Source organism: Streptomyces formicae (assembly GCF_002556545.1).
Taxonomy (GTDB): domain Bacteria; phylum Actinomycetota; class Actinomycetes; order Streptomycetales; family Streptomycetaceae; genus Streptomyces; species Streptomyces formicae_A.
On sequence record NZ_CP022685.1, the window covers coordinates 7,075,715 to 7,089,313 of the forward strand.

The window sequence follows — 13,599 nt, forward strand, 5'->3', positions numbered from 1 at the left end:
CGGAGCCGGGCTCAGCCCTTGTCCTCCAGGTCGCCCTCGGTCTCCAGGTAGGCCTGGCGGAGCGCTTCGAGCACCGCCGGGTCGGGCTTGGCCCACATGCCGCGCGACTCCGCCTCCAGGAGGCGCTCGGCGATGCCGTGCAGGGCCCAGGGGTTGTTCTCCTGGAGGAACTGACGGTTCGTCGGATCCAGGACGTACGTCTCGGTGAGCTTGTCGTACATCCAGTCGGCGACCACGCCGGTCGTCGCGTCGTACCCGAACAAGTAGTCCACGGTGGCGGCGAGTTCGAAGGCGCCCTTGTAGCCGTGGCGGCGCATCGCCTCGATCCACTTGGGGTTCACCACGCGGGCGCGGAAAACGCGGGACGTCTCCTCGACCAGGGTGCGGGTGCGGACCGTCTCGGGGCGCGTCGAGTCGCCGATGTACGCCTCGGGCGCGGTGCCCTTGAGCGCGCGGACCGTGGCGACCATGCCGCCGTGGTACTGGAAGTAGTCATCGGAGTCCGCGATGTCGTGCTCGCGGGTGTCCGTGTTCTTCGCCGCGACCGCGATGCGCTTGTAGGCCGTCTCCATCTCGTCGCGCGCCGGGCGGCCTTCGAGGCCGCGGCCGTACGCGTAGCCGCCCCACACCGTGTACACCTCGGCGAGGTCGGCGTCGGTGCGCCAGTCGCGCGAGTCGATGAGCTGGAGCAGACCCGCGCCGTACGTCCCGGGGCGCGAGCCGAAGATGCGGGTGGTGGCGCGCCGCTCGTCTCCGTGCTCGGCCAGGTCGGCCTGGGTGTGGGCGCGCACGTGGTTCCGCTCGGCGGGCTCGTCGAGCGAGGCGGCGAGGCGCACCGCGTCGTCGAGAAGGCCGATGGTGTGCGGGAACGCGTCGCGGAAGAAGCCCGAGATGCGCAGCGTCACGTCGATGCGGGGGCGGCCCAACTCCTCGTACGGAATGGCCTCCAGACCGGTCACGCGGCGCGACGCGTCGTCCCAGACGGGACGGACGCCGAGCAGCGCGAGGGCCTCGGCGACGTCGTCGCCCGCGGTGCGCATGGCGCTGGTGCCCCACAGGGAGAGGCCCACGGAGGTGGGGTACGCGCCGTTGTCGGACTTGTACCGCTCGAGCAGCGAGTCGGCCAGGGCCTGGCCCGTCTCCCAGGCGAGGCGCGAGGGGACGGCCTTGGGGTCGACCGAGTAGAAGTTGCGCCCGGTCGGCAGGACGTTGACGAGGCCGCGCAGCGGGGAGCCGCTGGGGCCCGCGGGGACGAAGCGGCCGTCCAACGCCCTTACGGCGTTGTCCAGTTCGGCTGTCGTGGCGGCGAGGCGGGGCACCACCTCGCGGGCCGCGAACTCCAGGATGGCGGCGACCTGTTCACCCTGGTCGGCGGGGACGGCCGACAGGTCCCAGTCCGCGTCGTCCATCGCCTGGACCAGGGCGCGGGCCTTGTCCTCGGCCTCGTCGGCGCTGACGCGCGTCGCCGCCGACTCGTCGAGGCCCAACGCCTCCCGCAGGCCCGGCAGGGCCGTCGTGCCGCCCCAGATCTGGCGGGCGCGCAGGATCGCCAGGACGAGGTTGACGCGGTCGGCGCCCGCCGGGGCGGCGCCGAGGACGTGCAGGCCGTCGCGGATCTGCATGTCCTTGATCTCGCAGAGCCAGCCGTCGACGTGCAGCAGGAAGTCGTCGAAGCCGTCGTCCCCGGGGCGCTCCTCCAGGCCGAGGTCGTGGTCCAGCTTCGCGGCCTGGATGAGCGTCCAGATCTGCGCGCGGATCGCGGGCAGCTTCGCCGGGTCCATGGAGCTGATCTGGGCGTACTCGTCCAGGAGCTGCTCCAGGCGCGCGATGTCGCCGTAGGAGTCGGCGCGGGCCATCGGCGGCACCAGGTGGTCGATGAGCGTGGCGTGCACGCGGCGCTTGGCCTGGGTGCCCTCGCCCGGGTCGTTGACCAGGAAGGGGTAGATGAGGGGAAGGTCACCGAGGGCGGCGTCGGGGCCGCAGGCCGCGGAGAGGCCCGCGTTCTTGCCCGGCAGCCACTCCAGGTTGCCGTGCTTGCCGAGGTGGATCATCGCGTCGGCACCGAAACCGCCGTCCGCCGAGGACGCGGCGATCCAGCGGTACGCCGCCAAGTAGTGGTGCGAGGGCGGCAGATCGGGGTCGTGGTAGATCGCGATGGGGTTCTCGCCGAAGCCGCGCGGCGGCTGGATGAGGATCAGCAGGTTGCCGCGGCGCAGGGCGGCGAGCACGATGTCGCCCTCGGGGTCGCCGCCGTTGCCCACCCGGGACCTGTCGAGGAACATCTCGCCGGGCGGCGGACCCCAGTGCTGCTCGACGGACTCGCGCAGCTCCTGCGGGAGCGTCGCGTACCAGCGCTTGTAGTCGGCGGCCGGGATGCGCACCGGGTTGGCGGCGAGCTGCTCGTCGGTGAGCCACTCCTGGTCGTGCCCGCCCGCGTCGATCAGCGCGCGGATCAGCTCGTCGCCGTCGCCGGAGACGAGGCCGGGGATCTCCTCGGAGGCACCGAAGTCGTAACCCTCGCCGATGAGCCTGCGAAGGAGCGCCACAGCGGACGCGGGGGTGTCGAGGCCCACCGCGTTGCCGATGCGGGAGTGCTTGGTCGGGTAGGCGGAGAGCACGAGGGCCAGGCGCTTGTCGGCGGCCGGAATGTGCTTCAGACGGGCGTGCCGTACGGCGATACCGGCGACCCGCGCCGCGCGCTCGGCGTCGGCCACGTAGGCCGGGAGCCCGTCCTCGTCGATCTCCTTGAACGAGAACGGCACGGTGATCAGGCGGCCGTCGAACTCCGGCACCGCGATCTGGCTCGCGGCGTCGAGCGGCGAGACGCCCTCGTCGTTCTCCTCCCAGGCCGCGCGGGACCCGGTCAGGCAGAGCGCCTGGAGGATCGGCACGTCGAGGCCGGTCAGGGCGCCCGCGTCCCACGACTCGTCGTCGCCGCCCGCCGACGCCTCGGCGGGCTTGGTGCCGCCGGCCGCGAGGACGGTGGTCACGATGGTGTCGGCGGCGCGCAGCTCCTCGATGAGCTCCGGTTCGGGGGCGCGCAGCGAGGCGACGTACAGCGGCAGCGGGCGGGCGCCCGCGTCCTCGATGGCGCCGCACAGGGCGTCCACGAACGCGGTGTTGCCGCTCATGTGGTGGGCGCGGTAGTAGAGCACCGCGACGGTCGGGCCCGCCACGTCGCGGGCGGTGCGTTCGAGGGGGCCCCAGGAGGGGGCGGGCGCGGGCGGCTCGAAGCCGTGCCCGGTGAGCAGCACGGTGTCGGAGAGGAAGCGGGCCAGCTGCTCCAGGTTGGCGGGGCCGCCGTGCGCCAGGTAGGCGTGGGCCTCCGCGGCGATGCCGACCGGCACGGTGGAGGAGGCCATCAGCTGGGCGTCGGGGGCCTGTTCACCGGTGAGCACGACGACCGGCAGGCCGCTCGCGGTCAGCTGGTCGAGGCCGTCCTGCCAGGCGCGGACACCGCCGAGGAGGCGTACGACGACGAGCTCGGCGCCGTCGAGCAGCGCGGGGAGCTCGGCCAGGTCGAGGCGGGAGGGGTTGGCGAACCTGTAGTCGACGGGACCCTCCGCAGCGCGGGCGCTGAGCAGGTCGGTGTCGGAGGTCGACAGCAGCAGAAGCATGCGGGCGCAGGCCTTCCTCGGGGTGTCCGCGCCCCGGGTGGTCGTGTTGGACGGCAGGAGTTCCTGGCTCACCCCACACGGGTGGGGCTCACAGTGGCGGGACCGCGCCGGATTCGCACCGGGCTTCCTCCTTCGGGTCCTGGTGGACCCACGCCGTCGCTGGCGTCGGCGGACCTGGCGGTCCGCCGCCTGCATAGTAAGTCCTGCCCAGGTCGCGGCGGGCGGCCACCTGCCCGGACGGCCGGTATCGGGAGGCACCCCGCCGGATCCGCGTGGGTATGCTCGCCGCCATGCCGCCCACCCGAGCAACCTCCACACAACAGGGCGAATCCCTCATACGTGACCGGGGCGACGCCTGTCCCGGAGCCCTCCGACTGCACCGCGCCGACGACGGCTCGCTGGCCCGACTCCGGTTGCCCGGTGGCCTCTTGACGTCCCGTCAGGTCGAGGCTCTGGCCACCGCGGCCGAGCGTCTCGCGGACGGTCACCTCAGCGTCACCTCGCGCGGCAACGTCGAGCTGCGCGGCCTCGGCGATGCCTGCGGCGGCGAGCTCGCCACGCTCCTCGCGGACGCGGGCCTGCTCCCCTCCGAGCAGCACGAACGCGTCCGCAACGTGGTGGCGTCCCCCCTGGCCGGAATCGACGGACTGGGCCACGCCGACGTGCGGTTGTGGGCCCGTGAGCTGGACGGACTCCTCTGCGCGCAGGAGTGGACGCCGGAACTCTCCGGCCGCTTCCTGTTCGCCCTGGACGACGGGCGCGGTGACGTGGCGGGACTCGGCGCGGATGTGACCTTGATCGCAGAATCGACCGGGACGGCACTGTTGCTGCTCGGCGACGCGGCACACCGGGTCCCCGCCTCCGCCGCGCCCCGCGCCGCGCTGGCCGCGGCGGCCGCGTTCCTCGCGGCGGCGCGGGCGGCGGGCAACGGGGCTTGGCGGGTGCGGGAGCTGCCCGGGGGGCAGGGCGTGGGGGTGGCGAAGGCGCTGGAGGAGGCGGGGATCCCGGTGACGCCGGCTGAACGTGCGGCGCGTGACGGCTCCCCGAGGCTCGTCGGCCCGGCTGCTGCCGCTTCGGCTGCCGCTCCGGCTTCTGCCGCCTCGGCTGTTACTCCGGCCGCCGCTGCGGCTGGCCCTCTGGGGCTCGCCGACCCGGCGCAGGGCGGCCCGGCCGCTGGCCTGGCTCCCGCTGCTTCGGCTTCGGCTGCTGCTCCGGCTTCCGCCGCGCAGGCTGTCGCTCCGGCCCTCGGCGCCCCGACCGGGCCCCCGGCCGAGGGTGCCGCGGGCGCTCCGGACGGCCCTGCGGCCTCCGATGCCTCGGCTGTCGGTGCTCGGGGCGGTCCTGCGGCTTCCGGCCTTTCGGGGGCCGGTCCTGCTTCCGGTGTTCTGGGCTCGGCCGCCGCTACGCCCTCCGGCCCCCCGCCCCCGGGCGCCCGCCACGGCGCCGTGCTGGTGCAGGCGCCCCTCGGGCGGGTCAGCGTGGCCCAGTTGAGGGCGCTGCTGCCCGCGCCGGGGGGCGAGGTGCGGGTCACTCCCTGGCGCGGTTTCGTCGTTCCCGGGTTCACCGACGAGGCCGCGCGGGAGCGGCTGCGGGTGCTGGCCGACGCCGGGTTCGTCACGGAGCCCGGATCGCCCTGGCTGGGCGTCGGCGCCTGCACCGGGCGGCCCGGCTGCGCCAAGTCGCTCGCCGACGTCCGCGCCGACGCCGTGCCCGGCAACGGCGGACTCCCCGTCCACTGGTCCGGCTGCGAGCGGCGCTGCGGACATCCGCACGGCGACTGGGTGGACGTCCTCGCCACGGGGGACGGCCGCTACGAGGTGACCGTGCGCACCGGCGGCTCGGCCGTGCCCGTCACAGGACCCACGGTGGCCGACGCGGTCACCACGGCACGCGCGACCAGGCGTACGACGATCCCCATCACCACGACGACCCCTACGACCACCACGAGATGAGCGAGAGCACAGTGTTCGACTACGAGAAGGACGGCGCGGCGATCTACCGCGAGTCCTTTGCCACCATCCGCGCGGAGGCGGACCTCGCGGGGCTGCCCGCCGACGTCAGCCAGGTCGCGGTGCGGATGATCCACGCCTGCGGGATGGTCGACCTCGTGCGCGACCTCGCCTTCAGCCCCCAGGTGGTGGCCGACGCCCGCAAGGCGCTGCACGACGGGGCGCCGATCCTCTGCGACGCGAACATGGTCGCGAGCGGCGTCACCCGCAAGCGGCTCCCCGCGGACAACGAGGTGATCTGCACGCTCGCCGACCCGTCCGTGCCCGACCTCGCCGCGCGCCTCGGCACCACCCGCAGCGCCGCCGCCCTGGAACTGTGGCGCGACCGCCTGGAGGGCTCCGTCGTCGCCATCGGCAACGCGCCCACCGCGCTCTTCCGCCTCCTGGAGATGATCGAGGAAGGCGCCCCGCGCCCGGCCGCCGTGCTCGGCATACCGGTCGGCTTCGTCGGCGCCGCCGAGTCCAAGGACGCGCTGGCCGAACACGCCTCGGGGATCGAGTACTTGGTCGTACGAGGTCGTCGCGGCGGCAGTGCGATGGCCGCGGCGGCGATCAACGCGATTGCGAGCGAGACGGAGTGAACACCGAACAGGTCCCACAGGACCAGCAGGAGCAGCAGGGCCAGCAGCCTCAGCAGCTCCAACAAGCCCAGCAGGGAAGGCTCTTCGGGGTCGGGCTCGGTCCCGGCGACCCGTCGCTGATGACCGTCCGCGCCGTCGAGGTCATCGCTGCCGCCGACGTGATCGCCTACCACTCCGCACGGCACGGCCGCTCCATCGCCCGCTCGATCGCGGCCGCGCACCTCCGCGCCGACCACATCGAGGAGCCGCTGGTCTACCCCGTCACCACGGAGACCACGGACCACCCCGGTGGCTACCGGGGCGCACTCGACGACTTCTACGAGGAGGCGGCGGCCCGGCTCGCCGCGCACCTCGACGCGGGCCGCACGGTCGCCGTCCTCGCCGAGGGCGACCCGCTCTTCTACGGCTCCTACCAGCACATGCACAAGCGCCTCGCCGACCGCTACCCGACCGAGGTGATCCCCGGCGTGACCTCGGTCAGCGCGGCGGCGGCCCGGCTCGGGGAGCCGCTGGTGGAGGCCGAGGAGGTCCTCACGATCCTGCCGGGCACGCTCCCCGAGGAGGAGCTCGCCGCGCGCCTCGCGGCGACGGACTCGGCGGTCGTGATGAAGCTCGGCCGCACCTTCGGCAAGGTGCGCGGCGCCCTGGACCGCGCGGGCCGTCTCGACGAGGCCCGCTACGTCGAGCGCGCCACGATGGAGGGCGAGCGCACCGGCCGACTGGCCGACGTGGACCCGGAGTCGGTGCCGTACTTCTCGGTGGCGGTGCTGCCGAGCAGGGTGGCCCCGCTGACCGGCGGACCCGCGCCCGAGCCCTCGGCGGACCCGGCGCGCGGCGAGGTCGTCGTCGTCGGCACGGGACCCGCGGGGCCCCTGTGGCTGACCCCCGAGACGCGCGGCGCGCTCGCCGCCGCGGACGATCTGGTCGGCTACACCACCTACCTGGACCGCGTGCCGCGCCGCCCCGGACAGCTCAGGCACGGCTCCGACAACCGCGTCGAGTCCGAACGCGCCGAGTTCGCCCTGCAGTTGGCGCAGCGGGGCCGTCGCGTCGCGGTCGTCTCCGGCGGCGACCCCGGTGTCTTCGCGATGGCCACGGCCGTACTCGAAGTCGCCTCGCAGGACGCGTACGCGGACGTCCCGGTGCGGGTGCTGCCCGGTGTCACCGCGGCCAACGCGGCGGCGGCCCGCGCGGGTGCGCCGCTCGGCCACGACTACGCCACGCTCTCCCTCTCCGACCGGCTCAAGCCGTGGGAGGTCATCGCGGAACGGCTCGCGGCGGCGGCTTCGGCGGATCTGGTGCTCGCGCTGTACAACCCCGGCTCGCGCAGCAGGACCTGGCAGGTGGGCAAGGCGAGGGAGCTGCTCCTTGAGCATCGCGCCCCCGACACTCCTGTGGTCCTCGCCCGTGACGTGGGCGGTCCCGAGGAGAGCATCCGCATCGTCCGCCTCGCCGACCTGGATCCGTCGGAGGTCGACATGCGGACGCTGCTGATCGTCGGCTCCTCGCAGACGGAGGTCGTGCGACGCGGGGACGGGGAGCAGGTCGTGTGGACGCCGAGGCGCTATCCGGAAGCCTGAGTCCCGCTGCCGCCTTTTTGCTGCGGGCGCGTCGTGGTTGATCGCGCAGTTCCCCGCGCCCCTGAAGGGGCACCCTCCTCACGGAGGCGTGGGGACGTGTTCTTGGGGGCGCGGGGAACTGCGCGCCCAGCTCACAACGACCCGCACCTAACCACGCGTCCGCTGCCGCCTTTTTGCTGCGGGTGCGTCGTGGTTGATCGCGCAGTTCCTCGCGCCCCTGATGGGGCACCCCCCTTACGGAGGCGTGGGGACGTGTTCTTGGGGGCGCGGGGAACTGCGCGCCCAGCTCACAACGACCCGCACCTAACCACGCGTCCGCTGCCGCCTTTTTGCTGCGGGTGCGTCGTGGTTGATCGCGCAGTTCCTCGCGCCCCTGATGGGGCACCCCCCTCACGGGGGCGTGGGGACGTGTTTCTAGGGGCGCGGGGAACTGCGCGCCCGGCCCACAACGACCCGCACCTAACCACGCACCAGACGCACCCAGTCAACGGCGCCCCGCGGCGAGGCGACCACAGCGACCCCCTCCGGGCCAGGAGGTCGCCGAACCACCACCACAGGAACCCCCGCCTCGCGCGCAGCGACAAGCTTCGGCGACGTGGCCGACCCCCCACTGTCCTTCGTCACCACGACATCGATCCCCTGCCGACGCAACAGCTCCCGCTCCCCGTCGAGCGAGAACGGCCCCCGATCGAGCAGCACCTCCATGCGCGCGGGGAACGGCGGCTCGGGCGCGTCGACGGAACGTACGAGGAACCAAAGATCGGCCAGCTCGGACCCGGAGAACGCCGCGAGCCCCATCCGCCCCGTGGTGAGGAACACCCGCTCACCCAGCCCGGGCAGGGCCCGCGCCGCCTCCTCCAGGGAACCGACCACGCGCCAGTCGTCCCCCTCACCCGCGACCCACCCGGGCCTGCGCAGCGCGAGCAGGGGAACATGGGCGAGTGCGGCGGCCGCCGCCGCGTTGAACGAGATCGTCCCTGCGAAAGGATGGGTGGCGTCGATGAGCGCGTCCACGCGGTGCTCGCGCAGCCAGTCGGCGAGCCCCTCGACCCCGCCGAAGCCACCGACGCGGACCTCGCCGGGCGGCAGCCGGGGCGCGGCGACCCGTCCCGCGAGGGAACTGGTCACCCGGACCCCCGCCTCGCCCGCGAGCAGCTCCGCCAGGCGGCGGGCCTCGGTCGTTCCCCCCAGAATCAATACGTGCACGGAGTTCGGTTTCCTTCATGAGTGAGGCAAAGGGTGGGCGCGGCGCCCAACTCAAGCACACCGGTCTGCGCCCCGGCTGGACGACGGGGGCCTGCGCGACCGCGGCCACCACGGCCGCGTACACGGCGCTGCTCACCGGCGATTTCCCCGACCCGGTGACCATCACGCTGCCCAAGGGCCAGACACCCGCCTTCGCGCTGGCCGCCGAGGAGCTGACCACGTCGTACGCCATGGCGGGCATCGTCAAGGACGCGGGCGACGACCCGGACGTCACGCACGGCGCGCTGGTGCGTGCCACGGTGCGGCGGCTGCCGCCGGGCTCCGGAGTGGTCTTCGCGGCGGGCCCCGGCGTGGGCACGGTCACCCGGCCAGGGCTTCCCCTGGACGTGGGGGAACCGGCCGTCAACCCGGTCCCGCGCCAGCTGATGCGCGACCACGTCGCGCTGGTCGCGGGCCGCCACGGCGGTACGGGGGACGTGGAGATCACGGTCTCCGTCGACCACGGCGAGGAGATCGCCCGCTCCACCTGGAACCCCCGCCTCGGCATCCTGGGCGGCCTGTCGATCCTCGGCACCACCGGCATCGTCGTGCCCTACTCCTGCTCGGCGTGGATCGACTCGATCCGCAGGGGCGTGGACGTGGCGCGGGCGGCCGGGTACACCCATGTCGCCGGGTGCACGGGCTCGACGTCGGAGAAGACGGTCGTCGCCGAGTACGGCCTGCCGGAGCAGGCGCTCCTGGACATGGGCGACTTCGCGGGCGCGGTCCTGAAGTACGTACGCCGTCACCCCGTGGACCGCCTCACCATCTGCGGCGGCTTCGCCAAACTCTCCAAGCTGGCGGCGGGCCACCTGGACCTGCACTCGGCCCGCTCCCAGGTCGACAAGGGCTTCCTCGCGGAGCTGGCCCGCACCGGCGGCGCGTCCGCGGCGCTCGCCGAGCGGATCGCCGCCGCCAACACGGGCCTGGAGGCCCTGCGCCTGTGCGAGGCGGCGGGGGTCCCCCTGGGTGACCTGGTGGCGACGACGGCCCGCGCCGAGGCACTGGCGGTCCTGCGGGGCGCCCCGGTGGCGGTGGACGTGATCTGCATCGACAGAGCAGGAACGATCGTGGGCCGCAGCACTCCGTAAAGAGGGGGGCGCCCCTTTAGGGGCGCGGGGAACTGCGCGCCCAGCCCCCACGCTCCGCAGCCGAAGCACAGCCGAAGGAACCGCTCAGCAGACGTGCCGATCCCTGTCGGCCGAGTACAGATGACTGTCCCGGAACTGCTCCGCCCCCAACGTCCGCCCCACCATGATCACAGCAGTCCGTACGATCCCGGCAGCCTTCACCTGCTCCGCGATGTCGCCGAGAGCCCCCCGCAGGATCACCTCATCGGGCCGACTGGCCAGCGCCACCACCGCGACAGGGCACTCCGCACCGTAATGAGGAAGCAGCTCCTCCACGACCCGGTCCACGTAGCCCGCGGCGAGGTGCAGCACGAGCAGCGCCCCACTGCGCCCGAGCGTGGCGAGATCCTCGCCGGCCGGCATCGCCGTGGCCCGCTGCGCGATCCGCGTGAGGATCACGGTCTGCCCCACGGTGGGAACGGTGAGCTCCCGCTTGAGCGCGGCGGCAGCCGCGGCGAACGCGGGGACCCCCGGCACCACTTCGTACGGCACGCCCGCCGCGTCGAGGCGCCGCATCTGCTCGGCGACCGCGCTGAACACGGAAGGGTCGCCGGAGTGCAGCCGTGCCACGTCGAGCCCCTGCTCGTGGGCCCGCACCAACTCCCCGGTGATCTCGTCGAGGTTGAGCTGCGCGGTGTCCACCAGGCGTGCCCCGTCCGGGCATTCGTCGAGCAGCTCGACCGGCACCAGGCTGCCCGCGTACAGGCAGACCTGGCAGGCGGCGAGCGTGCGGGCGCCGCGCACCGTGATCAGGTCGGCGGCGCCGGGTCCCGCGCCGATGAAGTACACGGTCATCGTTCTTGATCTCCAGACTTGGTGACGGACCACTGGGTGACCGGCATGGCCTGGCGCCATCCGGTGAAGCCGCCGACGGGGACGGCCTGGGCGACCGCGAGGCGCACGAGGTCGCCGCCGTGCCGCCGGTACCAATCGGCGAGCAGGGCCTCGGACTCCAGCGTGACGGTGTTGGCGACGAGCCGTCCGCCCACGGGGAGCGCGGCCCAGCACGCGTCGAGCAGGCCGGGCGCGGTCAGGCCGCCGCCGATGAACACGGCGTCGGGCGTGGGGAGTTCGGCGAGCGCGGCGGGCGCGGCGCCGGTGACGACGCGCAGTCCCGGCACGCCGAGCCGTTCGGCGTTGCGGGTGATCCGCTCGGCTCGTACGGGGTTCTTCTCGACGGTGTGGGCGCGGCACGAGGGGTGCGCGCGCATCCACTCCACGGCGATCGAACCGGAGCCGCCGCCCACGTCCCACAGGAGTTCGCCGGGCGCGGGCGCGAGGGCCGCGAGGGTGGCGGCGCGCACGTACCGCTTGGTGAGCTGGCCGTCGCTCTCGTACGCCGCGTCGGGCAGTCCCGGCACGGCGCCGAGCCGCAGGGCGTCGGGGGAGCGGCGGCACTCGACCGCGACGACGTTCAGCGCGTCGCCGGGCGCGTGCTGCCAGGCGTCGGCGACCCCTTCGTACGTCAACTCCCGCTCGGAGCCGAGCTGTTCGAGTACGCGGAGGCTGCTCGGACCGAAGCCGCGCTCGCGCAGCAGGGCGGCGATCTCGCCGGGGGTCGCCGCGTTCGCGCTCAGGACGAGGAGGCGGCGCCCGTCGTGCAGCGCGGCGGCGATCCTGGCGGCCGGGCGGCCGACGAGCGTGATGACCTCGGTGTCCTCGACGGGCCAGCCCAGGCGCGCGCAGGCGAGGGAGACGGCGGAGGGGTGCGGCAGGACGCGCAGCGCGTCGGGGCCGAGCACCTCGGTCAGGGCGCGCCCGATGCCGTAGAACATCGGGTCGCCGCTGGCGAGGACCGCGACGCGGCGTCCCGCGTGGGCGGCGAGCAGACCGGGCACGGCGGGCCGCAGCGGCGTGGGCCAGGCGACGCGTTCGCCCGCGCAGTGCTCCGGCGGGAGCAGATCGAGTTGGCGCGGGCCGCCGATCAGGACCTCGGCGTCGGCGAGCGCCGCGCGCGAGGCGGCGGGGAGCCCTGCCCAGCCGTCGGCCCCGATCCCGACGACGGTGACGGGTATGTCTGCGGGGGAGGCCGGTGGTGCGGGGGTCACGTGCGGGTACCTCGGAATCGGTCTTTGGAGGGGCGACTGCGCAGCCGCACTCTACTGGTGACCAGGCGGCGTACCCTTATTGCACATTACTTGCAATAAGCCGTGCGGGCCGTCCCGCGCGGGCCCCTGGGCAGAAAGGCCAATCCGCGATGGGCTCTGTGGTGGTGCTCGGCATCGAGTCGTCCTGCGACGAGACGGGCGCGGGACTCGTCCGCGACGGGCGGCTCCTCGGCCACGCCGTCGCGTCGAGCATGGACGAACACGCCCGCTACGGCGGCGTCGTCCCGGAGATCGCCGCCCGCGCCCACGTCCACGCGCTCACCCCCGTGGTGCGCCGCGCCCTGGACGAGGCGGGCCTGCGGATGTCCGACATCGGCGCGGTCGCGGTGACCACGGGACCCGGGCTCTCCGGCGCCCTCCAGGTCGGCCTCGCGGGCGCCAAGAGCCTCGCGTACGCCCTGGACGTGCCGCTGCACGGCGTGCACCACCTCGCGGGCCACGTCGCCGCCGACACCCTGGAGCACGGTCCGCTGCCCGACCCCTGCGTGGTCCTGATCGTCTCCGGCGGCCACACCTCGCTCCTTCTCGTACGCGACCTCGCGCGCGACCCGATCGTCCACCTCGGCGACACCCTGGACGACGCGGCGGGGGAGTGCTTCGACAAGGTCGCCCGGGTGTTCGGGCTGCCCTATCCGGGCGGGCCTGCCGTCGACCGGGCCGCCCGGGACGGCGACCCGGCCGCGGTGGCCTTCCCGCGCCCGCTCACCGGGCCGCGCGACGCCCCGTACGACTTCTCCTTCTCGGGCCTGAAGACGGCCGCAGCGCGCTGGGCCGAGGGCCATGCGAGGGCGGGGCGCGAGCTGCCGGTCGCCGACGGCGCGGCGGCGCTCCAGGAGGCCGTCGCCGACGTGCTCACCCGCAAGGCGGTCACGGCCTGTCGCGCGCACGGCGTGGGCACGCTGGTCGTGGTCGGCGGCGTCGCGGCGAACTCGCGCGTGCGGGCGCTCGCGGAGGAGCGCTGCGGGGCGGCGGGCATCGAGTTGCGGGTGCCGCCGCTGCGGTTGTGCACGGACAACGGGGCGATGATCGCCGCGGTCGGGGACCTGTTGGTCCGGGCGGGTGCGGAGGCTGCGCCGCTGGACGTTTCGATTGATCCCTCGGCGCCGTTGGAGTTCGCTGCGCTTCAGCCGAGGGGGCGTGCTGCCGGGTGATCCGCCGCGGGTGCGTCGTGGCCGCTCGCGCAGTTCCCCGCGCCCCTTACGGGGCTGCCTCTTCCGGGGCTCGCTCCTCACACCCGCCCCGTGCGTACGGAGAGGAAGCTCGTCACGGAGCCGAGGACCGCCGACGCGCCGATGCCCATGAGCAGCAGGGCGAGGCAGACGAGAGCGT

General features: G+C 74.1%; 9 protein-coding genes and 1 riboswitch. Of the genes, 5 read left to right on the plus strand and 4 right to left on the minus strand.

Going from position 1 to position 13,599, the window contains the following annotated elements; genetic code table 11:
• Positions 1-11 precede the first annotated feature (11 nt).
• Entirely contained in the window at positions 12-3,617 is a 3,606-nt protein-coding gene (gene cobN, locus KY5_RS30920) for a cobaltochelatase subunit CobN (RefSeq protein ID WP_098245290.1), read from the minus strand.
• 34 nt (positions 3,618-3,651) lie between these two features.
• A riboswitch (cobalamin riboswitch) is annotated at positions 3,652-3,790 on the minus strand.
• Between the two features lie 117 nt (positions 3,791-3,907).
• On the opposite strand from cobN, the gene KY5_RS30925 reads away from it, so the two are divergent.
• Genes KY5_RS30925 through KY5_RS30935 form a run of 3 tightly spaced genes read left to right on the plus strand, consistent with a single transcriptional unit; the run spans position 3,908 to position 7,787 of the window.
• On the plus strand, positions 3,908-5,569 hold the full coding sequence (locus KY5_RS30925; protein WP_234362933.1) for a cobalamin biosynthesis protein CobG: 1,662 nt from the start codon (positions 3,908-3,910) through the stop codon (positions 5,567-5,569).
• 11 nt (positions 5,570-5,580) lie between these two features.
• Complete coding sequence (locus KY5_RS30930) at positions 5,581-6,207, plus strand: precorrin-8X methylmutase (protein WP_098245292.1); 627 nt, start codon at positions 5,581-5,583, stop codon at positions 6,205-6,207.
• Complete coding sequence (locus KY5_RS30935; RefSeq protein WP_267894303.1) at positions 6,204-7,787, plus strand: precorrin-2 C(20)-methyltransferase; 1,584 nt, start codon at positions 6,204-6,206, stop codon at positions 7,785-7,787. Before KY5_RS30930 ends, KY5_RS30935 begins: the two co-directional genes overlap by 4 nt.
• Before the next feature lie 459 nt (positions 7,788-8,246).
• Here the strand turns inward: KY5_RS30935 and KY5_RS30940 are convergent, their stop codons facing one another.
• The gene (locus KY5_RS30940; protein WP_098245293.1) at positions 8,247-8,993 is read right to left on the minus strand and encodes a cobalt-precorrin-6A reductase; all 747 of its coding nucleotides are present in this window, start codon (positions 8,991-8,993) and stop codon (positions 8,247-8,249) included.
• A gap of 17 nt (positions 8,994-9,010) precedes the next feature.
• Between KY5_RS30940 and KY5_RS30945 the strand changes: the two genes are divergently transcribed.
• A complete protein-coding gene (locus tag KY5_RS30945) occupies positions 9,011-10,123 on the plus strand; it encodes a cobalt-precorrin-5B (C(1))-methyltransferase (protein ID WP_098245294.1) in 1,113 nt (370 codons plus the stop codon).
• Between the two features lie 84 nt (positions 10,124-10,207).
• On the opposite strand, the gene cobM is transcribed toward KY5_RS30945, so the two are convergent.
• Positions 10,208-10,957, minus strand: a complete 750-nt coding sequence (cobM, locus tag KY5_RS30950) for a precorrin-4 C(11)-methyltransferase (protein ID WP_098245295.1) — start codon at positions 10,955-10,957, stop codon at positions 10,208-10,210.
• A complete protein-coding gene (gene cbiE, locus KY5_RS30955) occupies positions 10,954-12,210 on the minus strand; it encodes a precorrin-6y C5,15-methyltransferase (decarboxylating) subunit CbiE (protein ID WP_098245296.1) in 1,257 nt (418 codons plus the stop codon). Before cbiE ends, cobM begins: the two co-directional genes overlap by 4 nt.
• 149 nt (positions 12,211-12,359) lie before the next feature.
• On the opposite strand from cbiE, the gene tsaD reads away from it, so the two are divergent.
• On the plus strand, positions 12,360-13,421 hold the full coding sequence (gene tsaD / locus KY5_RS30960; RefSeq protein ID WP_098245297.1) for a tRNA (adenosine(37)-N6)-threonylcarbamoyltransferase complex transferase subunit TsaD: 1,062 nt from the start codon (positions 12,360-12,362) through the stop codon (positions 13,419-13,421).
• The last annotated feature ends 178 nt before the right edge of the window (positions 13,422-13,599 follow it).